General features: G+C 69.5%; 15 protein-coding genes. 7 read left to right on the top strand and 8 right to left on the bottom strand.

Annotation, left to right across the window (positions count from 1 at the left end; translation table 11 throughout):
• Complete coding sequence (locus IZR01_RS19530) at positions 1 to 2,769, top strand: glycosyltransferase family 2 protein (RefSeq protein ID WP_194924658.1); 2,769 nt, start codon at positions 1 to 3, stop codon at positions 2,767 to 2,769.
• Between the two features lie 12 nt (positions 2,770 to 2,781).
• Here IZR01_RS19530 and IZR01_RS19525 read toward each other — a convergent pair whose 3' ends face one another.
• Positions 2,782 to 3,693: a hypothetical protein gene (locus tag IZR01_RS19525; RefSeq protein WP_194924657.1), complete on the bottom strand. Its 912-nt coding sequence runs from the start codon at positions 3,691 to 3,693 to the stop codon at positions 2,782 to 2,784.
• A gap of 347 nt (positions 3,694 to 4,040) precedes the next feature.
• On the opposite strand from IZR01_RS19525, the gene IZR01_RS50725 reads away from it, so the two are divergent.
• The 6 genes from IZR01_RS50725 to IZR01_RS19500 all read left to right on the top strand — a co-directional run bounded on the left by IZR01_RS50725 (position 4,041) and on the right by IZR01_RS19500 (position 15,616).
• On the top strand, positions 4,041 to 4,247 hold the full coding sequence (locus tag IZR01_RS50725; RefSeq protein ID WP_228559807.1) for a hypothetical protein: 207 nt from the start codon (positions 4,041 to 4,043) through the stop codon (positions 4,245 to 4,247).
• 13 nt (positions 4,248 to 4,260) lie between these two features.
• Complete coding sequence (locus IZR01_RS19520; RefSeq protein WP_228554499.1) at positions 4,261 to 5,013, top strand: alpha/beta fold hydrolase; 753 nt, start codon at positions 4,261 to 4,263, stop codon at positions 5,011 to 5,013.
• 154 nt (positions 5,014 to 5,167) lie between these two features.
• A complete protein-coding gene (locus tag IZR01_RS19515) occupies positions 5,168 to 6,031 on the top strand; it encodes a FecCD family ABC transporter permease (protein WP_194924656.1) in 864 nt (287 codons plus the stop codon).
• A 221-nt stretch (positions 6,032 to 6,252) separates the two neighbouring features.
• Entirely contained in the window at positions 6,253 to 9,255 is a 3,003-nt protein-coding gene (locus IZR01_RS53340; protein ID WP_194924655.1) for a helix-turn-helix transcriptional regulator, read from the top strand.
• Positions 9,256 to 9,622: 367 nt separating this feature from the next.
• Positions 9,623 to 13,969 carry a carboxypeptidase regulatory-like domain-containing protein gene (locus IZR01_RS19505; protein ID WP_194924654.1) on the top strand — a complete coding sequence of 1,449 codons (4,347 nt, stop codon included), beginning with the start codon at positions 9,623 to 9,625 and terminating at the stop codon, positions 13,967 to 13,969.
• Between the two features lie 288 nt (positions 13,970 to 14,257).
• Entirely contained in the window at positions 14,258 to 15,616 is a 1,359-nt protein-coding gene (locus IZR01_RS19500; RefSeq protein WP_194924653.1) for a condensation domain-containing protein, read from the top strand.
• 45 nt (positions 15,617 to 15,661) lie between these two features.
• On the opposite strand, the gene IZR01_RS19495 is transcribed toward IZR01_RS19500, so the two are convergent.
• The 7 genes from IZR01_RS19495 to IZR01_RS19465 form a co-directional block, all read right to left on the bottom strand.
• Complete coding sequence (locus IZR01_RS19495) at positions 15,662 to 16,738, bottom strand: ABC transporter ATP-binding protein (protein WP_194924672.1); 1,077 nt, start codon at positions 16,736 to 16,738, stop codon at positions 15,662 to 15,664.
• Positions 16,684 to 17,799: an ABC transporter ATP-binding protein gene (locus IZR01_RS19490; protein WP_194924652.1), complete on the bottom strand. Its 1,116-nt coding sequence runs from the start codon at positions 17,797 to 17,799 to the stop codon at positions 16,684 to 16,686. Before IZR01_RS19490 ends, IZR01_RS19495 begins: the two co-directional genes overlap by 55 nt.
• Positions 17,800 to 17,801: 2 nt before the next feature.
• Entirely contained in the window at positions 17,802 to 18,776 is a 975-nt protein-coding gene (locus IZR01_RS19485; protein WP_194893994.1) for an ABC transporter permease, read from the bottom strand.
• A gap of 35 nt (positions 18,777 to 18,811) precedes the next feature.
• Positions 18,812 to 20,602: an ABC transporter substrate-binding protein gene (locus IZR01_RS19480; protein WP_228559805.1), complete on the bottom strand. Its 1,791-nt coding sequence runs from the start codon at positions 20,600 to 20,602 to the stop codon at positions 18,812 to 18,814.
• A 61-nt stretch (positions 20,603 to 20,663) separates the two neighbouring features.
• A complete protein-coding gene (locus IZR01_RS19475; RefSeq protein ID WP_194893995.1) occupies positions 20,664 to 21,629 on the bottom strand; it encodes an ABC transporter permease in 966 nt (321 codons plus the stop codon).
• A 192-nt stretch (positions 21,630 to 21,821) separates the two neighbouring features.
• Positions 21,822 to 22,781 (bottom strand): LysR family transcriptional regulator, encoded by a 960-nt coding sequence (locus IZR01_RS19470; protein WP_194893996.1) that lies wholly within the window; start codon positions 22,779 to 22,781, stop codon positions 21,822 to 21,824.
• Positions 22,782 to 23,026: 245 nt separating this feature from the next.
• Positions 23,027 to 24,298 carry an alpha/beta fold hydrolase gene (locus tag IZR01_RS19465; protein ID WP_194893997.1) on the bottom strand — a complete coding sequence of 424 codons (1,272 nt, stop codon included), beginning with the start codon at positions 24,296 to 24,298 and terminating at the stop codon, positions 23,027 to 23,029.
• Positions 24,299 to 26,019 lie beyond the last annotated feature (1,721 nt).

Genomic DNA, 26,019 nt, shown 5'->3' with positions numbered 1-26,019 from the left:
ATGCCGAAGCCGTCGGGCACCGTACTGCTCGTCCTGGACGCCCTGGTCCTGCTCGCCGTGATCGGGCAGCCGCTCGGCCGCCGGTTCGACGACTCCGACCAGGGCGCCGGGAACGTGGTGAAGCTGCCGCCGTTCCGCCGTCCGTCCTGGCCGCGCGTGCTGATGTTCCTCCTTCTGATCGCGGTGGCGAACCTGACCATCGTCTGGTTCCGGACCTCCCCGCTCACCCAGCTCTACCGCCAACTCGTCGACCGCGTGTTGACCGCGGTGGTCGGGAACTCGGCGTTCGCGGCGTACTACGCCTCGCACCTGGTGCCGCTGGTGCCCGCCGCGATCGTGATGTTCATGGTGGTCGTCGCCGTCGTGCTGCCGGCGACGCCGGGGCGGCGGCTGATGATCGTGGCGCACGGCGCGCTGTTCCTCGCCGTGTCCGTCGTCGTGACGTGCCTGCTCGCGGTCGTCGCCCTCCGGGTGCGCGCGCCGTTGGGTCCGCTGCCCCTGATCGACCTGCTCCTTCAGGAGACGGTCGCCTACTTCATCGTCTACCGCTTCGCCTTCACCAGTTTCCAATTCCCGAGGGTGACCCAGGTTCCGGCCCGCAAGCCGGGGCGGCGGCGGGAGACGGCGGTGCTGATCCTTTGCATCATCACCGCGGTGTGCCTGATGGGCAGCTTGGCAGTGGTGCTCATCGGTCTGGCCGGCGGGCAGCTCCTGGTCTCGTTCCTCATCCTGCGCGCGATGCGGGCCGGGATCATGGACACCATCTATCTGTTGCTCGGCCTGGTGCGGATCGCCGGTCCGCCCAGGCCGCGGCCCGATGAGCGGCGACCGCCGATCAACGTGATCATCCCGGCGTTCAACGAGGAGGTGGTGATCGAGCGGACGCTGCGCTCGATCGACCGGGCGGCCGGCGCGTACGGCGGCCCGGTGGAGGTGATCATGTGCGATGACGGCTCGGCGGACGGCACCCGCGAGCTCGCCGAGCAGGTCATGGCCGGCTTCCAGCACGCGTCCGGCCGGGTGATCCCGGGCAGGCACCGCGGCAAGGCTGTCGCGCTCAACCTCGCGCTGGCCGAGTGCCGGGCCGAGTTCGTCTACCGCGTCGACGCGGACTGCGCGCTGGATCCGAACGCGTTCCGCTACTCGATCCCGCACTTCCTCGACCACCCCGACATCGGCCTGGTCGGCGCGTTCGTCATGCCCAAGGAGCCCTACACCACCTGGATCGACCGGATGCGGGCGCTGGAGATGATCTTCAGCTTCGGCTTCGCCCGGGTGATGCTCGCCGAGGTCGACGCCGTGCCGTGCATCCCGGGCACGTTCTGCGCCTTCCGCCGGCTGCCGGCGCTGGCCGTCGGCGGCTTCGTCGACGGCACGCTCGGCGAGGACGTGTTCTTCACCTGCGAGCTGGCCCGGCTGGGGTACCGGGCGGCGATCGACCCGCGGGTGATGTCCTTCGAGGACGTGCCCACCACGGTCCGGCAACTCAGGGTGCAGCGATTCCGGTGGTGCAAGGGCGGCATCATGAGCTTCGCGGCGTTCACGCCGTTCGGGGCCGGCGCGCCGAGCCCGCGGAACTGGTTCAAGATGCCGCTGGGCGCCGGCAAGGGTCTGCTCAAGCCGTTCGGCACGGCGATGCTCTTGCTGACGCTCGAGTACTCGGTCCTGGATCCGGCCGTGCGGCACAATGTCCTGCGATTCGCGGCGTTGCTGCTGGCCACGCAGATCACCTCCTTCGTGCCCCGGTTCATCGTCATGGTCTACTACCGGCGGCTGCGCCTTCTGCCCTGGCTCCTGTTGTGGATCCCGTTCTCGTTCCTGAAACGGTTCTTCATGATCGAGGCGTTCCTGTCCTTCGGCGTGCGCCCGGTGAAGACGCCGGCCAGGCTGCGATCGCGCTTTCCCACCTGGATCGCGCTGTTGCTCGCGGTGACCGGTCTGGCCGCGGGGTGCTCGACCGGCGGACGTCCCAATACCGCGCCCACCGTTCCGGGCGGGAAGGTTCAGGCGAGCTGGATCACGACCAAGGCCGCCCTGAAGGATCTGACTGCGGACCCTGATACCCGGGCCCGGTTGTCGGGCACACGGATCTTCGAGATCCTGACCGGTACCGAGCGGGCCTCGACCACTGTTCCGGTCGTACCCACGATGTCGTTCAAGAGTTTCGCGACCCTACAGGACACCCTTGACCACGGGACCCTGCCACCGGACATCCGGGCCGTCATCTACGACGCCGAGCACTGGAGCCAGACACCCGCCGCCGAGCAGCGCGACCCGGCTTCGTTCTATCGACAGGCGTCCGCGCTCGTCCGCGCCCACGGGCTGATCTTCATCGCCACTCCCGCGATGGACCTGGTCAATGCCAGCGGGGCTAAGGCCACTGACCCGGCATCGGCCTTTCTGAAGGCGAACATCGCCGCCGACGCGGCCCGGAACGCGGACGTGATCGACGTCCAGGCGCAGAGTCTTGAGCGCGACCCGGCCGCGTATGCGCGATTCGTCTCGGCGGCGGCCGCGCAGGCGCGGTCGGCGAACCCGGCCGTGACCGTGCTCGCCGGCCTGTCGACCAACCCGCACGGTTCGGCCGTCACGCCCGAGATGCTCGTCTCGGCCATGGTGGCCACGGCCGGCCAGGTCTCCGGCTACTGGATGAACGTCCCGGGCAAGGGCAGCGACTGTCCGAAGTGCAACGCACCCCGGCCCGATGTCGCCGTCGCCGCCCTGCGGGACAGCCGGGTCGCCCGGCTGCCCGACATCTTCGGCGGGTAACCGGTGCCCTCGTCAGTAGCCGAGCTTCTTCAACGTGCAGATCATCGGCCGCACCTGGTCGGTGTAGTGGCCGACGTTGAGCCAGAAGCCCGAGGCCACCCCGGCCACCCCGGTCGCGGCGGCGCTGAGGTCGGCGCACGTCGCGCCGTCGGACGGGAGCTTGCTGCGGCCCAGGCCGGCGAGGAAGGTGACGCCGGTGCTCACCGCGGCGACCTGGGCGGCCACTTTCGTCGTGACCGACTGGTAGGTGGCGGCGTCGAGTTCGAGCTCTTGCGCCTGGTACTCGAAGACGTCCCCGGGTGCCAGGTACTGCGCCGCGGAGGCGAGGTTGTGACGCACGAACGCGTTGTAGTTCTGGCCCTGATCGGCGTGCGCGGTGATCGGATACTGCGGGTCCCGCCCCGGATAGGCGGGGTTCGGTGAGTTGTTGCACAGATCGTTGCCGGGCGCCAGGACGACCTTCAGCCCGTGGCTGTGCGCCGCGGCGCAGAACTCCTGGGCGTAGCTCATTTTCGCGTGGGTGTTGTAGATCCACGCACCCTGCTCCAGATCGGGGGTCCTCGTCCACGATTCCGAGTCGTACTGCACCGCGGTGACCCAGCTCGGCAATCCAGCCGACAGCGCGTCGATCAAGCCTGTCGAGCCATTCTGATATGCCGTGAATCGCAATAGTCCGACACCCGAGTAGCCGGACGGAATCGGCGAGGGTATCGCATTGGTCCCGGCATAGTCAGCGATAAACCAGGTACTCCCGCCGCCGAAAGCGTTCCGGCACACCGTCGGGTTGCCGGCGAGCGTGGTATCGCTGAGGTAGCCGAACGCCGAGCCCGCGATCAGCCAGCTCAGCGCGGGCACACTGGGACGAACCGCGGCGGCCTGGGCTACCGCGCCGCGCGCGATCGTCGCGGCGGACAATCCCGCCACCGCACTTCCGTAGCCAAGGAATCTTCGACGGTCGACGGACATGGGGCACCTTCTCTCTCCGGTCGAGTAAATGTCTCTAACTAGAGATTATCAGGGGTCGATGATCCTTGAAAGCAGTGGCGATGGCGAGAATGACGATCGCCGTGGCAAGAAATACCTGCCGGCCGGTCGGCCGACGTGGGCCGCCCGATCAGCGAATCGCCCTAGGTACACCCCCACGAGGGGTGTTAGGGCCACTGCGCGCCACCGGGCACAGGCAAGAGACTGGACATCAGCAGGACGGCGTCACAGCGTCGGTCGGGCCGACAGCCGCCACCGCCTCCTCGCATGTCAGCTCTCATACATCAATGATCCAGTTCGGAGTAATGCCCCATGCCCGCACGACCGCAGTCCCCTCGCCACAGCCGCACGACCGCATCCCTGGTGGCCGCCGCCGCACTGCTCGCGACGGCGACAGCTTGCGCGTCCAGCAAATCGTCCGCACCCTCCGCGCCGGCATCGGCATCTGGTTCGGCACCGACATCTGTATCGACATCGACATCACAGGACCCTGACAACTCGCTGCACATGATCTCCAACAACGGCCACCGCCTGGCCTTCCACGTCACCCCCGGCCATCTGCCCGCGATCGTCCTGGACGCCGGCGGTGGCCTGGACTCGTCCTACTGGAAGAACCTGGTGCCGGTCCTGGCCGGGGACACCGGGTCGGAGATCATCACCTACGACCGGGCCGGGCTGGGAGCCAGCGAGGAGGTACCCGGCCCCTGGAAGGTCCAGGACGCCGTATCGGATCTGGACGCCGGACTCCGGCAGCTGGGCGTCACCCACGACGTGGTCCTGGTCTCCCATTCCGAGGCGGGGGAGATCGCCACCTCCTTCGTCAACGACCACCCCGGCGTGGTGGCCGGCGCCGTCCTGGTCGACGCGAGCCTGCCGGACTTCTACACCCCCGGCGAACTGTCCAGAGTCATCGCCGCCAACCAGGACCAGATCGCCGCCTTGGCGAAGCAGCCGTCGACCAAGCAGACCCGACAGCTGCTGGCGGTCGCCCAGGACTACGGGCCGGCGCACCAGGCGTACCACCAGATGACCTGGCCTCAGGACGTGCCGGCGATCGCCATCGAGTCAGCGAAGACCCCCTTCGACACCTCGCCCGCCGACGCCCAGGCCTGGCGGGACGCGCAGGCCGCGTTCGTCAGCCACGCCGCCAACCGACGCCTGGTCGTGGCGGCCGGCAGCTCGCACGACGTCCCGATCGACCGCCCGGACGTGGTCGTCAAGGCGATCCAGGACATGATCGCCGAAGTCGGCCGGACCTGAGCATTGCTCGGCGGCGGCCGGGTGCCACGAGAACTTCAGCGAACCGCGGACTCCAACCGCCAGCCCCGCGAAGTGAGCCGCTCCCGCCACATCGCGGCGTAGCGGCCGTCCGGCCGGGCGAGCAGTTCGGCGTGCGCGCCTTGCTCCACGATCCGTGGTGGTCTGCCTGTTGCTGGCCGCGACCGGTGTGGCGGGCCTGGCGACGCTGTGCCTGTCGTGCGACATGCCGTTCGGCACGGCCGTTCAAACGCTTCGCGGCCACGGCACCCGCGGAACCGAGTACATCCTCTACACCCTGCGTGCGCCGCGCCTGCTATGCGAGGCGGCGGTCGGGACGGCGTTGGGCACCAGCGGCGCGGTGTTCCAGACCCTGCTGCGCAATCCGCTGGCCGGCCCGGAACTCATGGGCCTGACGACCGGCTCGTCTTTCGGCGCGGTCGCGGCGATCACCTTGTGCCAGGCCGCACTTCCGGGGATCGCGCTCGGCGCCGTGCTCGGCGGTCTGGCCGCGGCGGCCGCCGTCTACGGGCTCTCGTTCCGACGCGGCGTCAGCGGTCACCGGATCATCGTGGTGGGTATCGCCGTCAACGCCATCGCCACGACCGGCGTGAACTATCTGCTGACCCGGGCCAGTGTCCAGCAGGCGCAGCCGGCCCAGCTGTGGCTCATCGGAAACCTCAACGGCGCGGGATGGACTCAGTGCGCTTTCACCGCCGCCGCCTTGGCGATTCTGCTACCGGCGGCCTGCCTGCTGCGGCGCGCCTTGGGCGCGCTCGGACTCGGAGACGACAAGGCCCGTTCGCTCGGTACCCGCGTGGAATCCACCCGCCTGGCCGCACTGGCGCTGGGGGTCGACCTCGCGGCGTCCGCCACCGCGGTGGCCGATCCGGTCGCCTTCGTCGCACTGTCCGCGCCGCAGTTCGCGCGGCGGCTCGCGCGCACCGGCACTCCCCCGCTGCTCAGCGCCGGCGCGATGGGCGCGTTCCTCGTCGTCACGTCGGACTGGGCGGCGCAGTGAGCCTTGAGCACACCGCTGCCGGTCGGGATCGTGACCGCCGCGCTCGGCGGCGGGTATCTGGGCTGGACACTGCTTGTCGCGAAGACCCGGTGAGGCGGACGCCCGGGGCCGGCCGTGGTTCCGAACGCGACCATGTTGGTGCAGTCACTGCGGTTCACTGCGGTTAATCCGGCGCAATTCCGGCCTATGGGGAAGGCTCTGGCCGTCGGTAGTCTGGCACGGTGAATCGGCGCACGGCGGAGGATGAACAGCAGGCTGGCGTTTCGCACGTGGTCCAGATCGACACGCCGCGCTTCGTCGGCCGCGCGGCCGAGCTGACCCGAGTCGTCCGCGCGCTGGTCGCCTCTTCCGCACTGGTCCTCGTCGAAGGCGAGGCCGGCATCGGCAAAAGTCGGCTGGTCCGCGAGACGCTGGCCGCCCTCCGGACGCACACGGCCGCTGCGGACGACCTGAGCGCCGCACCAACCACCGAGCCGCTGGTCGCCGTGTGCCCGCCGTTCCGCGAGCCGCTCACCCTCGGACCGATCGTCGATGCCGCGCGGCAACGGCGCTCCGACGTCTCCGGGTTGGGGCTCAGCGCGCTGGCCGGAACACTGCGTCCGTTGTTCCCCGAGTGGGGCGACGCACTGCCGCCCCCGCCCGAGCCGCTGAGCGATCCGGGGGCGGCGCGGCACCGGCTGATCCGCGCGCTGGCCGAACTGCTGGACCGGCTCGGGGTGAGCGTGCTCGTGGTCGAAGACGTGCACTGGGCCGATGAGGCCACCATGGACTTCCTGCTCTTCCTCGCCACGCGCCCCACGCAGCGAATCAGCCTCCTGCTGACCTACCGGGCCGAGGATCTTCCCGCCGACTCGCTTCTACCGCGGCTGTCGGCCAGCGCTCGGCAGGTCGCGGATTCCTCGGGCGGTCATGGGAACGTCCGCGTCACGCTCGGCGGGCTGGAGCCGCCGGAGGTCGCGCAGCTGGTCTCCTCGATGCTGGACGACGAGCTGGTCTCCCCGGCCTTCGCCGAGCTGCTGCACTCGCGCACCGAAGGCGTGCCGCTGGCGCTGGAAGAGTCGGTGCGGCTGCTGCACGCCCGCTCCGACCTGGTCCGGCGGGACGGCGAGTGGATCCGGCGCACCCTCGACGAGATCGACGTGCCGCCTTCGATCCGGGACGCCGTCACCGATCGCGTCGGCCGGCTCAGCGCCGAGGCACAGCAGATGCTGCTGGCCGCGGCGGTGCTCGTGGACGCCGAGGCAGAACCGGTACTGGCCCACGTAAGCGGTCTGGCCCCGCCCGAGATCGGACCCGCGCTGCGCGAGGCGGTCCTCAGTGGCCTGATCGGTGAGGACGAGGCAGGGCGCATAGCCTTCCGGCATGTCCTGGCCGCGCGCGCCGTCTACCACCGGGCCGCCGGACCGGACCGGCGTGCGGCACATCGGCGGGCCGCGGCGACACTGGAGGACAAGCGCCCGGTACCCGTCGCGCGGCTGGCCTACCACTACCGAGCCGCGAACGAGATGACACAGTGGGGCCGCTACGCCGAGCAGGCCGCCGATCTCGCGTTGGCGGCGGGCGACCACCCGACCGCGGTCTCCTTGCTGCACGAACTGCTCACCGAAGGCGGACTCCCCGCGAGCGACGTCGCCCGCATCGCGCAGAAGTTCCCGCTGCTCTCGGTCACCGGCTACCTGCGCCGGGCCGATGTCGTCAGCACCCTGCGTTCCGTGCTGGACGACGAGCGGATCCAGCAGGGCGACCGGGGCCGCATCCGCGAACAGCTCGGCAGGATCCTGATACACGTCGGCGAGCACGCGGACGGCGTCGAGCAGCTCCAGCGCGCCATCCCGGACCTGGCGGACAGCCCGTCGGAGGTGGCGCGGGCGATGGCCACCCTCGGCGGCCCGGTCGGCTCGCTGTGGCCCGCCGCCGAGCACCGGCGCTGGATCGACCGGGCCGCGTCGGTCGCCGAGTCCCGGCTGCCGGAGGCCGAACGGCTGGTGCTGATGATCGACCAGATCACCGCCCTGCTCGACCTCGGCGAGCCCTCCGGCTGGGACCTGGCCGCGGCCTTCCCCGCTCAGGAGGCCACGTCACAGGGCGCGTTGAACCTGGCCCGGCTGTCGCTGAACACCGCCGACGGCGCGATGCAGTGGGGCCACTACCAGGATGCCCGGCGGCGGCTGGCGATCGCCGGGGACGTCTCACACCGGCACCACTATCTGCGGCTGCGCGACATGACGCTGGTGACGATCGCGCACCTGGACTGGTTCACCGGCGCGTGGAGCGGTCTTGCAGAGCGCGCCCGACACTGGGTGCAGCTCGACGACGAACCCGTCATGCAGCTCGACAGCCGACTGGTCCTCGGGCTGCTGGGCGCGGCCGCGGGCGACGATCCGACCGCCGAGGACGCGGTGCGCTCTGTCCGCGACGAATCCACCCGGCGCGGCATCGCCGACATGTCGATGGAATCCACTGGAGCGCTCGCCCGGCTCCGCCTGGCCGCCGGCGATGTCCAGGAGGCCCTGTCGCTCACCGACGACGCCATCGAAGCGGTCCTGGGCAAGGAAATGTGGCTGTGGGCCACAGAGACCGTGCCGGTGCGGGTGGCGGCACTGATCGCGGCCGAACACCTCAGCGAAGCTGAGGAAGTCGTGGCCGCGTTCGCCCGGGGCTTCGCCGACCGGGCGATCCCGTCGACCCGTGCGGCGCTGGAGACCTGCCGCGCCCTGCTCGCCCAGGGTCGCGACGAACACGCCGACGCGGCCGCCGCGTGGGAGGTCGCCGCCGCCGCGTGGCAGGCGCTGCCGCGACCGTACTATGCGCTGCTGGCCCGTGAGCAGAAGTCCTTCTGCCTGGTGAAGGCCGGCGAGGGCGAAGCCGCCCTGTCGCAGTGGACTGAGGTCGCGCAAGGCCTGGCCGTACTCGGCGCGAAGAAGGATGCCGAGCGTGTCGCCGACACGCTTCAGCAGCACGGCGGCGAGAAGCCGGGTCGCCGCCGGGCCGGGCGCCGCGGCTACGGCAACCACCTTTCGCCGCGCGAGCAGGAAGTCGTCGAGCTGCTGCTCAGTGGTCTGACGAACCGTGAGATCGCGATCGCGCTGTCCCGCTCCCCCAAGACCATCGCGGCCCAGCTCAACTCCGCGATGCGCAAGCACGGCGTGACGACGCGCACCGCCCTGGCCGTCATCGTGACACAGAGCCGTTTCGGGGCCATGGCGGACACGGCTCGGGACTGAGAGCGTGCGCGGATTGGTGGCCGGGCGGAAAATCGGCGGAGCTCCGAGCCTGGCCGCACCGGTCCCTTGCGGCGCTGCGCTTGCAAGCCCATCGCCCACGACCAACACCGGGTCGAGGGCGATGGTCCGGCACGCCCAGCCTCGTTCCCGCCGAGTTTTCCGTGCGCTGCGGCGGCTGCGCCGCCTCGCCAGACCGGCCACCAATCCGCGCACGCTCTGATTCCTTTCTTTAGGGCATCTGCCCAATCGAGCGTCGCGCGTTCACACCGCATACTCGCCAGGGACGCGACCCATCCACCACTCGGCCGCACCGCGATCCGGGTGGCCACAGCCTGGACACCCGAACTCCGCGAAAGGCACCTTCCCGATGCACTCCCCCGGGCGCCGTCGTGCGCCCTTTCTGGGACTGATAGCCGGCCTGCTCGGCTTCAGCCTCTGCTACGCCTCCCCGGCGTCGGCGGGTACGAACTCACCGAGCAACGCCGCATCGACCACCGCGAGCGCCGCCTCGTCGCAGGGCCCGGTGACGCCCAAGCCGCCGACGGCTGAGACACAGAGTGACCCACGCCTGGCCAAGCTTGCCGCAGGCCACCCGGACTACAGCCCGGCGACGTGCAACGTGCCCGACCCGGCCCCCGACCACGCGGTCTGCTTCGCGCTGGAAGCCACTGACAAGACCCGCGGCCTGATCGCCGGCGCCGACGGACCACCGGCCACCGCGCTCGGTCCGGACCAGATCAAGGCCGCCTACCACCTGCCGGACGGCGGCCAGGGTCAGACCGTGGCGATCGTCGACGCGTTCGGCGACTCCACCGCGGAGTCCGACCTGACTGCCTACCGCCAGCACTACGGCCTGCCCGCCTGCACCGCCGCCAACGGATGTTTCCGCAAGACCGACCAGACCGGCGGCGCCGAATACCCGACCGACGACAAGGGCTGGGCCGAGGAGACTTCGCTCGACCTGGACGCGGTGTCCTCGGCCTGCCCGCAGTGCCACATCCTGTTGGTGGAGGCGGCCAGCAGCGCCTCTTCCGACCTGGGCACCGCTGAGAAGACCGCGGTGAGCCTGGGCGCGAAGTACGTCTCGAACTCCTACGGCATCCCCGGTGAGTTCGCGGGCGAGCAGGCCGACAGCGACTACGACCACCCCGGCGTGGCGATCGTGGCCAGTTCCGGCGACACCGGGAACGTGGTCAACTGGCCGGCGTCCGACCCGGACGTGGTCGGGGTGGGCGGCACCACGCTGACCGCCGACCCGTCGACGACGCGCGGCTGGACCGAGACCGCCTGGGCCTCCGGGGGTTCGGGCTGCTCGGCCTACGAACCGCAGCCGGTGTACCAGACCGGCCTGGCGACCGACTGTGCCAAGCGAGCCACCACCGACATCTCCGCGGTCGCCGACCCGAACACCGGCCTGGCGGTCTACGACACGCTCGGCCAACCGGGGTGGGTGCAGGTCGGCGGCACAAGCCTGTCCGCGCCTCTGATCACCGCGATGTACGCCCTGGCCGGCGCTCCAGCCGCCGGGACGTACCCGGTGACCTATCCGTACGCCTTCGGCGGCAACCACCTGTTCGACGTGACCCAGGGTTCTGATGGCAGCTGCGGCAACGTGCTGTGCACCGCCGGTGTCGGCTGGGACGGCCCGACCGGCCTGGGCACGCCGAACGGCATCACCGCGCTGACCCTGGGCAGCTTCGGTACCGCGACCGGCACCCTCACCTCCTCGGCCGGCAGCCCGGTACCGAACGCCAGCGTCGTGCTCACCGACGCGTCGCAAAGCCTGACCTTCCACGCGACAACCGACGCCCAAGGCAAGTTCACCGTCGGAGTCGCGCCGGGTACCTATAGCGCGACCGCGACGGCGTACGGCTTCAAGTCCGCGACGCAAGCCGGTGTGCAGATCACCGCGAACCAGACCACGACGGTGAACCTCACGCTGGCCACCATCCCGTCCAAGACAGTCTCGGGTAAGGTGCTCGACTCGACCGGCCACAAGTGGGGGCTGTACTCGAAAATCACCATCGACGGCTACCCGAACGGCGCGATCTATTCGAACCCGAAGACGGGCGCGTACTCGGTGAGCCTGCCCGAGGACGCGAAGTACACACTGCACGTGACGCCGATCTATCCCGGCTACGGCACCGCCGACATGTCGGTCACGGTCGGCACCGCCGACGTGGCCCAGAACCTCGCGGTGGGAGCCGATCAGAACATCTGCACGGCCCCCGGCTACGCGTACCCGGCCCAGGCAGACTTCGAAGGCTGGAGCGGTACCACCGGCAAGGGCGGCTGGACCGTCACCGACAACAAGAGCGCGGCTGACACCTGGGAATTCGACGACCCGAACGCCATGTGGAACCTCACCACCGGCTCGGGCAACTTCGGCACCGCCGATCCGTACGACCACAACGGCGCGGCCGAGGACACGGACTTCGTCTCGCCGGTCATGGACTTGTCCGGGCAGCCAACCGCGGACTTGAAGTTCCGCACCGCTTATCTTCCGGCTGCCAGTACCGTGGCCGAGGTCGACGGAAGCGGCGACGGCGGCAAGACCTGGCACCAGATCTGGGACGCGAACGGCAAGGAGGTCCAGGGCCCGGTGGACGTACCGCTGACCGGTCTGGCCGGGCACGCGGGCGTCCAGGTGCGGTTCCACTACAGCGGTGCGGGCCTTTCGCTTTGGCAGATCGACAACGTCTACGTCGGCACCTGCCGCACCGTGCCCGGCGGCATCGTCGAGGGCAACGTCACCGACGACAACACGCACCAGCCGCTCAACGGTGCGGCGACCACGGACAAGGCGAACGCGACGACCACCGCGACCAGCCACCCGACCCCGGACGACACCGCGATCGCCGACGGCTTCTACTGGCTGTTCAGCGAGGGGGCCGGCCGGCACACCTACACCACCGCGGCCAACCGGTACGCCACGCTGACCACGACCGCCAAGACGATCGCCGATTCGGTCGTCGAGCACGATGTCACCTTGCAGGCCGGGCGGCTTTCGGTGCGTCCGTCTTCGCTCTCGGTCGGCGAGGAACTCGGCCAGAAGACCCAGCGGGACGTCACCCTGACCAACACCGGCCGGGCCCCGCTGCACGTCACCCTCGGCGAGCAGAGCGGTGGCTCCACCGCACCAGGTGCCGGCGTAACGGCGAGCGATACGGTGACTCCGTCTGTGCCGGTGCCGCTGAAGCGGGTGCCGGGTGACTACCCGAGCGGTCCGGCGGTCCGCTCCGAGAGCACGGATCCGGCGGGCCCGACTCCGGCGAAGCAGACGCCGGCGATCGCTCCGGTGCCGGGCACCGGCGGCTGGCAGGCCATCGCCGACTACCCCGAGCCGATCATGGACAACGCGGTCGGGTACTACCAGGGCCGGGCCTACTCCGTCGGCGGCGTGGCTCAGATCGTCGGCGGCGTGGCCCTCGCCGACAGCTTCATGTACGACCCGGTCAGTGCTTCGTGGACCGCCATCGCGCCGCTGCCGCAGGCACTGGAATCTCCGTCGGCGGCGTTCCTGAACGGCACGATGTACGTGGTCGGCGGCTGGAGCCACGACGGCAAGATCCAATCCACCGTCTACGCCTACCACCCCGGCAGCGATTCGTGGACGCGGGTCGCGGACCTGCCGCAGGGCACGGCTGCGTCCACCGCCGCGGTACTCAATGGCAGCCTGTACGTGATCGGCGGCTGCGCCGCCGACAACTGCGAGAGTCTGTCGTCAGCGGCCTACCGCTACTCGCCCAATGCCAACAGCTGGACGAAGCTGGCTGACTACCCGGTGCCCATGCAGTGGGGCGCCTGTGCCGGCATCACCGCGGAGGTAGTCTGCGCGGGCGGCGACACCCACGACTCCGGCGGCCACACCGAAGGCCTGGCCTCGACGTACCTCTTCCACCCGAAGACCGACACCTGGACTCAGGCCGCTGACATCCCCTACCCCGACTGGGGCATGTCCTCCAGCGGCGCCAACGGCCAGTTGCAGATCGTCGGCGGCATCACCGACGCCGACGGCACCAACCAGACCGAACAGTACGACCCGCTCAACAACGTCTGGAGCGCACTACCGAACGCGGTCTACCCCACCTTCCGCAGCGGCGGCGCAAGCTGCGGCATGTACCAGATCGGCGGCTCGATCGCGGTCGGCGCCGCCTTCCCGACCGGCAACGACGTGTCACAGGTGCTCCCCGGCTTCGACCAGTGCGGCGGCGACACAGTCTCCTGGCTCACCACCCAACGAAACCGTGGCGCACTGGAACTGGCGCCAGGCCAGAGCATCAACGTCCGGGTAACACTCGACGCCTCGCAGATCACGGCGCCGGGCAGCTACACCGGCGCGCTGACCTTCACCACCGACACCCCGTACGTCAGCAACGCACTGCCGGTGAACCTGCACGTAGCCGCGCCCAGATCCTGGGGCGAGGTCACGGGCACGGTAACCTCGGCCGCCACCGCGAGCAGAGCCGCAAAACCCCTCCCCGGGGCAACCGTGCAGCTGTGCGCGGCCCGCGACGCGGCATCCGGCACCTGCACCCACCCGCGATACACGGTCACCACCGACGCCCACGGCGCGTACTCGCTATGGCTGCCCGGGTGCGGCGAGCCACTGGCAGTGGTCGCCTCCACCACGGGATACGCCTCGCAGACCAAGGAGGTGACCATCCGCAGAGGCGGCGTCTTCGAGCTCGACTTCACGCTGGCGACCAGCTAACAGCGAGCGCCCCGGTTCCCGCCGCAGTGATTGCTTTGACAGCAGGTCAGGTGCCGTTGCTTGACCTGCTGTCAAACCCAGGAGTGCGGCGCAGCCCTAGGGCGATTCGCTCCCCTCGCATACCGTCCAGCCAGCAGAAATCGTGTTCTTACCGAGATTTCTCAGAGTCTTGCGCCACGAGTTCGCCTGGCTGACGATAGTGCCGACCGCGGGAGTCGGGCTCCCGTATCCCGAAGGGCGGCGGCGATGGCTGTACCGGTACCAGAGACGGTTCTTGGCGGGGTACGGATGACCGATGGGATCGTCGTGCCCTTCGAGGGCCCCGGTGCCGGTGCCGGTGATCTGACGTGGGGTCAGCAGAAGGTCTGGACCTTGATGCGGCAGGCCGGGACGTCGCTGAGCATGGGCGGGGCGGTCCCGGTGACGGACGGCAGGACGATCGGGGATCTCGCGTCGGAACTCGAGTTCTTCATGTCCCGCTACGCCTCGATGCGCGCCAGGATCCGGCAGGACGCGGACGGCACCCTCACCCAGGAGGTGTCCGGCTCGGGCCGGGCAGTGCTGGGCATCGTCGATGTCGCGGACGGCGACGACCCCGGGCTGGTCGCCCGGGGTCTGGCCGACCGGTGGGACGCGACGCCGTTCGACCATGCGCGGGAGTGGCCGATCCGGATGGCCGGGGTGCGCGCGCGGGGCGTCGTCACCCATGTGGTGGTGACCATCTCGCATGTCGCCACCGACGGCGGCGGTATCGCCGTCATGCTCGAAGAGCTGAGACAGCGCGATCCGGTCACCGGGCAGCCGAAGAACCCGGAGCCGGCGATGGGCCCGCTGGAGCTGGCCGCGCTGCAACGCACACCGGCCGGCCGACGGCACAGCGAGGCATCGCTACGGCACTGGGAACGTCTTCTGCGCACAGCAGGACCCTTACGGTTCGGTCCCCGCACGGACCGCGGCGAGCCGCGCTACCGGCGCGCGATCTTCCAATCCCGGGCCCTTCACCTGGCGTCGAAGGCGGTCGCGGCCCGGACCGGCGGACCGGCCTCCACCGTGCTGCTGGCCGGGTACGCGGTGGCCGTGGCGCGGCTGACCGGTATCGCTCCCGCGCTGATCCAGGTGGTCGTCAGCAACCGGTTTCGACCGGGCCTCGCGGACGTCTCCCATCCACTGTCCGTGAACGGCCTGCTCATGGTCGAGGTCACGGACGCGTCCTTCGACGAGCTGGTGAACCGCACGCAGCGGGCTTTGGCGCTCTGCTCGAAGTACGCGTACTACGACCCGACGCAGCTGGAAGAACTACGCGCGCGGATCAACAGGGAGCGCGGCGAGATCATCGAGCTCTCCTGCTTGTTCAACGATCGCCGACTCGGGATCGGAGCCGAGCCGGCCGGCCCGTTGCCGCCCCGACGGGAGTTGGAAGCCGCACAGGGCGAGAGCACCCTGTCCTGGGGCCAGCCGTTCCCGACGTACCTCGACAAGCTGATGGTCCAGGTCGAGGCCACCACGGACACGGTCGAACTGGAAGTTCAGGTCGACACCCACCATGTATCCGTGGACCAAGTGCAGGCGCTCATGGTGGACCTTGAGTCGCTTTTGGTGACGGCGGCATTCGACCCGAACCTGCCGACCAGCTGGGTCCCCATGTGATCGCCGACGACTTGGTCCACGCCAGCGCCGCTTGTCACAGGTGCTTCACAACGGCAGCAGCGCCGGGAAGTGGCAAGCCGTCAAATGCCCGTCCGCCCCGCCGCCGATCGGCACCAGCGGCGGCTCCTGCGCCGCGCACACCTCGGCCGCCTTCGGGCAGCGGGTCCGGAAGCGGCAGCCCGACGGCGGGTTCAGCGGGCTCGGGACGTCGCCGACCAGCCGGATCCGCTCGCGCCCGGCTCCGCGCCCGACCTCGCGCCCGATGCCGACGCCAGTGCCGGCGTCCAGCTCCGGCACCGCCGAAAGCAACGCTTGCGTATAAGGGTGCTGTGATCGCTCGTAGAGCGTGTCGCGGTCGGCGATCTCCACGATCCGCCCCAGATACATCACCGCCACCCGGTGGCTGACCTGGCGGACCACGGCCAGGTCGTGGGCGATGAACAGCATGGCGATGCCGAGCTCGCGTTGCAGCCGGCGCAGCATGTTGACGATCTGGGCCTGGATCGAGACGTCCAGCGCCGACACCGGCTCGTCGGCGACGATCAGCTCCGGCTCGGTGGCCAGGGCGCGGGCCACGCCGATCCGCTGGCGCTGCCCGCCGGAGAACTCGTGCGGGTAGCGGTGCACGTGCGCGGCGTCCAGGCCGACGGTCTCCAGCAACTCCAGTACCCGGTCACGGCGGCCGGTTCTGCTCCCGATGCCCAGGGACGCCAGGGGGGCGGCGATGATCTCGCCCACGGTGTGCCGGGGGTTCAGGGAGCTGTAGGGATCCTGGAAGACCATCTGGATCCTGCCGCGCAAGGGCATCAGTTCTCTGCGTCCGGCGTGGGCGATGTCCTGGCCGTCGTAGCGGATCGTTCCCGCGGTCGGCTCCAGCAGCCGGGTGATCAGGCGGCCGGTCGTCGACTTGCCGCAGCCGGACTCGCCGACCAGGCCCAGGCTCTCGCCGCGGGACACCGTGAATCCGACGTCGTCGACGGCTTTCACCGCACCGATCCGGCGCGCCAGGACCGCCCCGCGACGGACCGGGAAGTGTTTGGCCAGGCCGGAGACCTCCAGGAGCGGGTTCACCGGATCACGCTCCCTTCGAGAGCTTCGAGGGCACCGGAGGCGAGGTGGCAGGCGCGCAGGCGCTCCGAATCGGCGAGCGGCACGAAGGCTGGCACCTCGGTCGCGCACCGGTCCCCGCCGACCCGCTGCCGCTGGTCACAGCGCGGATGGAAGGCGCAGCCCGGCGGCGGGTCGAGCAGGTCCGGCGGACTGCCGGCGATCGGGGTGAGGTCGGCGTCGGGATCCCCCTTCAGCGTCGGCACCGAGCGCAGCAGACCCACGGTGTAGGGGTGTTCGGGCCCTGCCAACACCTCGGCGGCCGGTCCCTGCTCCACACCGCGGCCGGCGTACATCACCAGGACGTCGTGCGCCACGCCGGACACCACCCCGAGGTCGTGGGTGATCAGCAGGAGCGCCAGGCCCGACTCGGCTTGCAGGCCGGCCAGCAGGTCCAGGATCTGCGCCTGCACGGTGACGTCCAGCGCGGTGGTCGGCTCGTCGGCGATCACCAGGTCCGGCTCCCCCATCAGCGCCATGGCGATCATGACGCGCTGGCGCATGCCGCCGGAGAACTCGTGGGGGTACTCCGCCACCCGCCGGGCCGGGTCCGGGATGCCGACCCGGGCCAGCATCTCGACCGCGCGGGTCCGGGCCGCGCGGCGGCCCGCCCCGGTGCGGCGGCGATAGGCGTCAGTGAGCTGACGCTCGATGGTGTGGTAGGGGGACAGCGCGGTGAGGGCGTCCTGGAAGACCATCGCGATCCGGGAACCGCGGTAGGCCGCCAGGCCGCGCTCGCCCAGGCCGGCCAGGTCGACGCCGTCGAACTCCACGCGCCCGGAGATCCGCGCGCGCCGGCGGTCGTGCAGGCCGAGGATCGCCAGGCCCGTGGCACTCTTGCCGGAACCGGACTCCCCCACCACCGCCAGGGTGCGGCCGCGCTGGAGGGAGAAACTCAGGCCATTGACGGCCTGGACCGTCCCGCCCTCGGTGTCGAAGCGCACCGCGAGGTCTTCGACGGCCAGCAGCGGCCGGACGGCCGCCTCTTTGCCGTCGTAACTGTCGCTGTTGTCGTAGCTGTCATAGCTGTCACTACTGTCGTTGCTGTCATAGCTGTCATACACAGAAGCCACCATGGTCACAGCCTCACCCGGGGGTCGATGAGCGCGTAGCAGAAGTCGACGGCGGTGTTGCACACCACGATGAAGGTCGCGGCGACCAGTACGGTGCCGGTGATCATCGGCAGGTCGAGGTTGGTCACCGAGGTCACGGCGAGCTGCGCGATGCCGTGGATGTTGAAGGTGGTCTCGGTGATCACCGCGCTGCCGAGGAAGACGCCCAGGTCCAGACCGAACTGGGTGAGCACCAGGGTCAGGGCGCCGCGCCAGGCGTAGCGCAGGTGCACGACGCGCGGCGGGAGCCCTTGGGCGCGGGCGGTGCGCACATACTCCTGGGACTCGGCCTCGATCATCGCCGAGCGGGTGAACCGGACATAGGTCGCGGCGCTCACCACGGCCAGGGTGATCCAGGGCAGGAGCATGCCGCCGAACCACTTGCCGGGGTCGGAGGTGATCCCGGTGTAGCCCGGCTGCGGCAGGAGATCGAACTGGTCCACCAGCAGGTAGCGGGCGACGATGCCGAGGAAGTACACCTGCATCGAGGCGCCGACCAGGGCCACGGCGGTGAGCTGCTTGTCCAGGGCCCGGCCGCGGCGCAGGGCGGCCAGGATGCCGAACCCGACGCCGACGGTCAGGATCAGCACCGAGGCGCCGACCGCGAGCGAGAGCGTCGCCGGGAAGCGGTCGGCCAGCGTGGAGCTGACCGACTGCTGGTTGACGAAGGAGTAGCCCAGGCACGGCGCGGCGCACCAGACGGCGTCGAAGTGCCGGCCGGCGAAGACACCGTGCAGGAACTGCCAGTACTGGACGGCCAGCGGCCGGTCCAGCCCCATGCTGTGGCGGATCTGGGCCAGGGATTGCGGGGTGCAGGTCTTGCCGCAGGACAGCCGGGCCGGGTCCGCGGGCAGGGCGTAGAAGAGGAGGAAGGTGACCGCGCTGACGACGAGAAGGATCAGCACCGCGCCCAGTCCCCGTCGGAGGATGTATCCGAACAAGGTCGCGCTCCATGATCGAAAGGGGGATCCGCGGGCTACTTCACGTAGACGTCGAGCGGGTAGCAGGTGCCGATGAAACCGGTGTGGACGCCGCCGAGTCCGGGCCCGTACAGCGAGACCTGCCGCGGGTCCACCCACGGGATGATGGGGACCTCCTGCATGATCTTCTTGTCCAGCGCGGCCCAGGCGGTGTCCTGCGCCTTCAGATCGGTCATCGCCTCGATGCGGTCGATCTCGGCGTTCACCGCCGGGTCGTTCAGCAGCGAGTTGTTGCCGCCGCCGTCGGTGATCTGGCGGCCGTCGAACAGCGGCGGGATGACCGAGGAGGCACTGGGCCAGTCCGGGCCCCAGCCACCCCAGTAGAGGTCGTACTGGTTGTCCACCTTCTGCGTCTGGTCGAGGTAGTTCTTGGTGCTGATCGCCTTGGTGACCACATTGAAGCCGGCCTTCTGAAGCGCCTGCTGGATGGCGACGGCGCCCTGCTGCCAGGCGGTGTCGTCCTGGTAGGCGTACACGATGGTCGGGTGCGGGTTGGAGGTGGTGGCCAGCAGCGCTTTGGCCTTCTCGGGGTCGCCGGTGTCGGGGACGTTGTAGAGGTCGTAGTTCTGGTAGCCGTCGGTCACCGGCGACAGGATGGTGTTGGTGAAGTCGCCGTAGACCGGGCCGCCGAGCAGCTGCCGGGTCTGGGCCCGCGGGAACGCCTCCAGCAGGGCTTGGCGGACCTTGGGGTCGGTGACCCGGCGGGTGTTGATGTTGTAGAACTCGGAGAACGGCGTCACCTCGTTGACCAGGCGCGCCTTGAGATCGGGGCTGGAGTTCACCTGGGCGGCCAGGTCCGAGCCGATCGTGACCTTGAAGGTCATCGCGTCCTTGTCGGGGCCGTTGGCCGCGATGAGCCGCTGGTTGATGTCGACCGCCTGGGCTCCGAACTCGAACGTCCACCCGTCGGGATAGGCGTGGCGGACCGGGTCGGTCTTCGGGTCCCAGTAGGCGTTGCGGGACAGCACCATGCCCTTGTCGACATCGTGGCTGTCGACCTTATAGGGACCGGAGGAGAACGGGTGCTGGTCAAGCGCGGACTTCGTGTCCTTGTCCTTCGGCAGCGGGCTGTAGGCCTGCATGGCCAGCGCGAACGGGAAGTCGGCGTGGACAGAGGCCAGGTGGAAGACGATCGTCTTGGCGTCGGGCGTCTCGATCTGCGGCAGATCCTGGCCGCCCCAGGGGCCGGAGTAGGTGCTGGAGTAGTCGGTCTTGCCGGTCAGCCACATCTGTAGGTACTGCGGGCCGCCGGAGAGTTCCTTCTGGAAGGTGCGCTCGATGCCGTACTTGACGTCCTGGGCGGTGATCGTGCTGCCGTCCTCGTACTTGAGCCCGTCCTTGAGGTGGTAGGTCCACGTCTTGCCGTCGCTGCTGGTGCCGGTGTCGGTGGCCAGGTCGCCGACCAGCTTGGTGGTGTTGCCGACCTGCTGGTAGCTGGTGAGCTGGCGGGTCAGCAGCAGATCGGCGGTCTGGTTGGCCGAGGACCAGACCCGCGCCGGGTCCAGGTGGCTGAAGTCCGACTGCTCCAGCACCGTCACGGTGCCGCCGGACTTGGCGCCGGGCACCGCCGGGTCCGGGCCCTGGGAGTCCGCTGCGGTGCCGAGCGCGACGGCCTGCTTGGCCACGGTCCCGGCCGCGGCCGGATCGCCGGAGCCGGACTTCTCGGCCGCCGAGGACGAGCACGCGGCGGTGACCGCCAGGGTGCCGAGCACGGCGATGGCGAGCGCCGAGCGGGACCGGCGCCTGGATCTGGATATAGATGTGGATGCGGATACGGATATAGGCATGGGAGATCCCTTCGATGGGTGGATTCGCGTGTTCCGGCGGCGGCCGTACGCCCGTGACGCCTCAGCGGCCGGAAGGCGACAGCGCGTCGCGCACCGAGTCCCCGAGCAGGTTGAAGGCGACGACGAAGATCAGGATCGCGACGCCGGGGATGAGCATGTACGTGATGTCGGACAGGTAGACCTCGGCCCCGCGGTGGATCATCCGGCCCCAGTCCGGTGTCGGCTCGTCGATGCCCGCGCCGAGGAACGACAGCGCCGCCTCGGTCGTGACGTACACGGGCACCGACAGCGAGGCCGAGACCAGGATCGGCGTCCACAGGTTCGGCAGCAGTTCGCGCCGCACGATCCGGATCGGCGAGGCGCCCCCGATACGCGCCGCCTCGACGAACTCCCGGGTCCGCAGCGAGACCACCTGCCCGCGCAGCAGCCGGGCCACCGGCGCCCAGCCGAACGCGGCCAGGACCACCACCAGCGTCGTGACCCGCATCCAGGTGGGGGTCTGCTGGTCGGCGGAGACGAACAGCGACTGCACCACGGGGACGAAGGCGATGATGAACAGCGTGGAGGGGAACGACAAGGCGATGTCGACGATCCGCCCCAGCCCCGCGTCGAGCCAGCCGCCGGCGTACCCGGCGATCAACCCGACCGCGGTCCCCAGCACCGTGACGATCAGCACCACCACCGCCGAGATCAGCAGCGACGTACGGATCCCGTACAGCAGCTGGGTGAACACATCCCGGCCCAGCCCGGGCTCCAGCCCGAGCCAGAACCGGCCGCTGATCCCGCCCATCGAGCCGGTGGGATATCCGAACTCGTCGAGCAGCCCGGGTTCGTTCTGCCCGTAGGTGGTGTAAGGGTTCTTGCCATATATCGCGCTGATCAGCGGGGCGCACAAGCCGAGGAGGAAGAAGGCGCAGACCACCACCCCGGCGGCCATCCCGGTCCGGTCGGCGCGCAGGCGCTGCCAGGCCAGCGCCGCCGGGGTGCGGGGCACAGTCGGGTCCTTGCTGGGACGTGAGCGGATCATGCGGTGACTCCAAGGCGAATAGCGCAGGGCAGCACGTCGGAATTACGAGACAGGCGCCTCCTCAGCGGATTTCGCCGGGCGGCGGGTGGGAGAAAAACTCTCATCCGACGATGAGCATTGACAATGTTCCGGGCGATAGAGAAATAGCAGTATCGCGATAACGTCGCGGGATTCTCCGTCGGAGCGGAGAGGTCAATCCCGCGAAGCGCTGTACGTCCTGGCCGCCCAGTCCCGCAGGTGCGGCGCGGAGCCGACCAGATCGCGGTAGGCGGCCACCGCCGAGCGGTGCACCGTGTCGACGAGGTCGTCGGAGATCGCCGAGACCCGCCAGGTGAGCAGGTAGCGGCACCACAGCGGCGTCCCCATCAGGGGTTTGACCACGATCTCGGCGGTCGTGGGGAACGTCGCCTGCACGATCGCGACGCCCAGGCCCGCGCCGACCATCGCGTGCAGCTGACGCCGGTCGCCCAGGAACTCGTGCAGGGTCGCCGGGCGGAAGCCCGCGACGTCGCAGGCCGTGAAGAACACGCCGGGCCAGCCGGCGCCGTCGTCGGGGGTCACGAACCAGGCCTCGTCGGCCAGGTCGGTCAACGAGACCTCCTGCCGGCCGGCCAGCGGGTGGCCGGCCGGCAGGGCGACGAAGCTCGGCTCGGTGACGATCCCCCGATGCGCCACGGTCGAGGAGTGCCGCAACTCCTGACCCGGATAATCCACGCCGATCGCCACGTCCACGACGCCTTCTTCCAGCATGGCCACGATCTCCGCGGAGGAATAGACACTGCTGACCGTGACGGAATGCCCGGGCGCGGCATCACGGAACCGGGTCAGCAGCCCGGACAGCATGGGCGTGTTCGTAGCGGCCAGCCGCACCGTACGGCCCTGAGCCGCGCCGCGGTTGACGCGCGGCCCGATGGCGTCCATGCGGGCCAGCACGTCCCGCGCCTGGGCCACGATCTCGCCGCCGAGGGCCGTCAGCACGACGCCGACGCTGCTGCGCGCGAACAGCGGCTCCCCGAAGTACTGCTCGATCCGCTGAAGCTGGGTCGTCAGGGCCGGTTGTGAGTAGCCCTGAGCCACGGCGGCGCGGCGCAGGCTGCCGGTGTCCGCTATCGCGCAGAGTGTGCGCAGATGGCGCAGTTCCAGTCGCTCCATCAGCTTCCCCGCATCGGAATCGGTGTTATCGCGCTGCGCGGTACCGGGTTATCGGTCGGACGTGGTCGGACGTGGTCGAACGCGGCCGGTCTCGGCCGGTCTCGGCCAGTCTCGGCCGGTCTCGGCCAGTCTCGGCCGGTCTCGGCCAGTCTCGGCCGGTCTCGGCCAGTCTCGGCCGGTCTCGGCCAGCCTCGGCCAGCCTCGGCCAGTCTCGGCCGGTCATGGTCAGTCTCGGCCAGCCTTGCTCAGACCCTTCCGGCGACCATGTCCATGAGCCGCGCCAGCACCGAGCCACCTGAGGCGTTGCCCCCGTCGTGCTCCCACTCGTTGGTGACCCAGGCGCGGGCCGCGCCCAGGCTGCTCAGCGTGCGCAGCGAGAACTCGGCGGGGACGTACATGTCGTCGTGATAGACGGCGGCGGCCAGCGGGACCTCGTTCTTCGCCAGCTGCTTCGGGTCGTACAGCAGCGGCCAGTCGTCCTTGGCGGCCAGGATGTCGGCGGCCTCAGCGAACGGCCGCAGGGCCCGGACGTCCTGGAACATCCAGGGGTAGATCATCTCGCCGGTGAACAGCAGCGGGTCGGCGTCCTCGGCGAAGGCCGGGTGCTCGGCCATGATGCGCTGCGCGGCCCACGCGGTCGGCGTCGAGCCCTGGGCGAAACAGGGTTCCTGCAAGATCGTGAACAGCGGGTTGTCGACGAACCCGGTCGGGCCGCTCACGTTCAGCAGGAACGTGTCGGAGAGTTCACCGGGCCGAGCGAAGGCCTCATCGAGCATCCAGTGCACGCGCTCATAACCGTCGCCCATACCGAAGGCCAGGCCGAGGCTACGCAGGCGGTCGGTGGTGAGACTGTCGCCGTCGGGCAGCCGGACGGAACCGGTGTTCAGGATCTCGGCGATCTGCGCCACCTTGCCACGGTCCTGCGGGTAGCGCTCGTAGAACTCTGCGTTCTTGGCGGCGACGCGCGGATAGGTGTTGCGATAGACGTCGTCGGCGGAGGTGTCCAGGCCGGGTATTCCGCCAGTCACGTAACACGCGCGCAGCCCTTCGGGATAGCGCGAGAGGTAGTTCAGGGTGACGAACCCGCCGTAGCTCTGGCCCAGCGTCTCCCACGGCTGGTCACCGCACAGCTCGCGGCGGATGTGCTCGCAATCGCGCACGATGCTGTCCGCGCGGTGCAGCGACAGATAGTGCGCGAGATCCTCCCCCGAGGCGAAACCCCGCGCAACGGTCGGCGTAACCGGGGTACTGCGCCCGGTCCCCCGCTGATCGAGCAGGAGCAGCCGATGGGTGCTCAACGCCCGGTCGAGCCACCCGGGATACCCCCCGCCGGGACGCGGAGACTTGCCGCCGGGGCCACCCTGCAGGAAGACGAGCCACGGCAGCCCGCCCGGATCGGCGGCGCGGCGCGGATCGACGACCTCGCGGGCGAAGACGTCGATCGTGGCGGCGTCGGGCTCGTCGTGGTCGAGCGGGACGGTGAAGACGTGGTCGGTGACGGCCAGGCGCGGATTCATGAAATGTAACATGGCACCTTGGGTCGCCTCGGACAATGCGCTGAGATACAACACCTTGCGCGCGGGGGTCACAACATCTGGGGGCGCGCGTGTTTGGGAGCGCACGTGTTTGGGAGCGCAGGTGTCTGGGAGCGCAGGTGTCTGGGAGCGCAGGTGTCTGGGAGCGCACGTGTTTGGGAGCGCGCGCGTCTGGGAGCGCGTCAGGCAACCTTTGGCTGGCAGTTCACGCTGCGCCGGTCGGCGGTCGCGGGTCGCGGGTCGCCGGTCGCCGGTCGGGATCCGTTCGCGGCTGGCGCTGCGGACAGCGTGACCTGCTGCCGAGGCAAGGCTGCGGGGCTTCTTTTGGGGGCCGAAGTTTGCGGGCCGGGTTGCGGTTGGGTTGTGGGTTTCAAAGCTTTTTACGGCCTTCGGTCATGGTTGTGCCGGTTCGGGGTTCGGGGCGGCGAGTATGCGACTCAGCTGCCGGTCTTCGCGTTCACAACCCCGCCGCACCTCAGGCCTCTTCATCTCCGGCAAGTCGGAACAAGAACCAGATCAAGAACCAGATCAAGAACCAGATCAAGAGCCAGATCAACTGCAAGATCAAGATCAAGATCAAAAACTGTGATGAAGAGCCGGCGCCTCCGGCGGGGGCTCTCGGCTCCCTCGGGGAACTGGCGCGGTTCCATAGGGTGGCCGAGCCAGTCTCAGCGGCGGCGGTTCCTGAGGTGGTGCGGTTCGTTCCCCACGGTCGCGTCGTCAGCCCCAAGGGGTACAGCACCGGTGTCCGGGAGTAAAGTCCGCGCCGTTGCGGTCGGGCGGGCAGGCGGCGGTTGTCAGAGCGCGAACTTGACTCCCGGCCACCGGCGCTGTAGGCAAAGCCCTGCCGACGCGACCGAGGGGAACGAACCGAAAACCGGCCGGAGAAGTACAAAACTGGTGGTGCGGGACCGGCGGCTCGGCGAGTTCGGCCGCCGGTCAGGGTGCTGGTTGACGCGATAGCCCCCGAGGCTGCGCACTCCGGGTTGGCGGGCGCCGGATCGACCTGGCGGCCGCAATCGATACCGTCGCGATAGCGGCATGCCGAGATAACCCATCAGAAGGCGGGGATGTCGCCGACCAGCTGATCACCGGCCCGTCGCCAGGGTCTCACCGGCAGCCGCATCGCTGAGCTGCGTCTATGGGCCCTGCGGTTGCTATTCTTCCGGTCGGTTTTCGGTTCGTTCCCCTCGGTCGCGTCGGCAGGGCTTCGCCTACAGTGCCGGTTCTCGGGAGTCAAGTTCGCGCTGTACGCAGCCGCCACCTCCACGCCTGACCGCAAGCGCGCGGACTTTACTCCCGGGGTTCGGCGCTGTACCCCTTGGGGCTGACGACGCGACCGAGGGGAACGAACCGCAACCACCTCACAAACCGCCGCCGCAGGGCCCTGAGGTGACCACCCTATGGAACCGCGCCAGTTCCCCGAGGGAGCCAAGAGCCCCCGCCGGAGGCGCCTGCCTTTGACTTCAGGCACCCACCACGCACGACCGCCGCCCGCCAACACAACGCGTGCGGTAGTGACTCGGACCCGCGCGCACCACCCACACAACCGCCACCCGCCAACGAAAGCCGAGTGGCACAGCGAACTGCGTCTCGATCCGTGATTAGTCAATACCAGGTAGTTCCGTAAAAATGCCTTTAACCAACACACAAACCGCAAGCCACAAACCAAAACCCTGACACCCGCACCCACACCCGCCACC

Source organism: Catenulispora pinisilvae (genome assembly GCF_015356865.1).
GTDB lineage: Bacteria > Actinomycetota > Actinomycetes > Streptomycetales > Catenulisporaceae > Catenulispora > Catenulispora pinisilvae.
The sequence above is the reverse complement of the archived record's forward strand: the minus strand, read 5'-3'. Positions and strand labels throughout refer to the sequence as shown.